This is a genomic window from Pseudomonas sp. AM4(2022), assembly GCF_036346515.1.
GTDB lineage: Bacteria > Pseudomonadota > Gammaproteobacteria > Pseudomonadales > Pseudomonadaceae > Aquipseudomonas > Aquipseudomonas paracarnis.
On record NZ_JAOTNW010000059.1, the window covers coordinates 1 to 1157 of the forward strand.

The 1157-nt window shown below is 62.1% G+C and carries 1 protein-coding gene; it reads left to right on the forward strand.

The genetic code is table 11. The features are described from left to right. On the forward strand, positions 1 to 1157 hold a 1157-nt coding region (locus ODQ19_RS27940), incomplete at both ends, for a DUF6531 domain-containing protein (RefSeq protein WP_330211829.1).

Consider the following 1157-nt stretch of genomic DNA (forward strand, 5'->3'; position numbering starts at 1 on the left):
CTTGAAGTCAGCGACTGTACCCGCGACCAGCAGTACGAAATCACCTTTTACCCCACTGTTTCCAAGGCCCACGTCCAGGCGCTGTATGCGTCCTATGAGTCTGTGATCGCCGGGCTGGAAGCGGATTTGCGCACGGCATGGGCCGAGCACTTCAAGCCTCGATGGGCAGACTTTGCCAAAGCGCCGGCTTACAAGCGCAGTGCCCTACAGGGCGTGGCCTTTGCTACCGGGCTGGGCAACGCGCTTTATAACCTGTGGGACAACATCACCGAGCTGTACGACCTGCTCGCGAACCTCAAGTCCAACAGCGAAACGTTGCTGAAATACCTGTCCCAGACCGAGCTGAACGCGCTGCTCAAACTGGGCAGAGACACGCTGGCCAAGGGGTTGCTGGTACTCAGTGATGAGCCGCTGTTGTTTATCTACCTGTCGGCACTGGTGGCCTGGATACGCATGCTGCCGCCGCCCGACATGTATGAACTGCTGGGTGAAATCACCGGCGAAGTGTTGATCAATCTGCTGCTGATCTGGGCCACACGGGGTATTGGAGTACAGCTGCGCCTGGGTGCTCAGGTGCTTAGTGGCGTCAAGTCCGGGCGGGCGCGGGCGTTGTTGGAGTTGCTGGCCAAGCAGGTGGCGGGGCCTCGGCTGGAGACCCATGTGGAGGCCGCCAAGCCGGTGTTGCTGAGCAGCGCGGCGACGCCGGTCAAGGTGGTGCCAGTGGTGCCGTTGAAGGCAGGCGACACGCTGGTTTCGAACCCGGTGCCGATGGTGCGCGGCAAGACCCAGCGCACCACGTTGGTCCGCCAGGAGCCTGTCGATGATGTGCCGACTGTGGCTTCTAATCCAAAGGGAGATGCGGCGGCGTCAGCGGACAAGACCGTTACCCACGGCTGCCCGGTGTCGATGGTCACCGGCGAGGAATTGCTGACCCTCACCGATGGCGCGCTGGATGGGATCTTGCCGTTTGAGTGGACGCGGCTGTATCGCACTAGCGCGGTGGAGGTCGATTGTGGGCTGGGGTTGGGTTGGAGCCATGCGCTGGCCCATCGGCTGGTGGTGTCGGGCGATTCGGTGGTGTGGACTGACCATGAAAACCGCTCGACTACCCTGCCCTTGCCCACCGACTCTCGGCCCGCGATCACCAATAGCCTGGC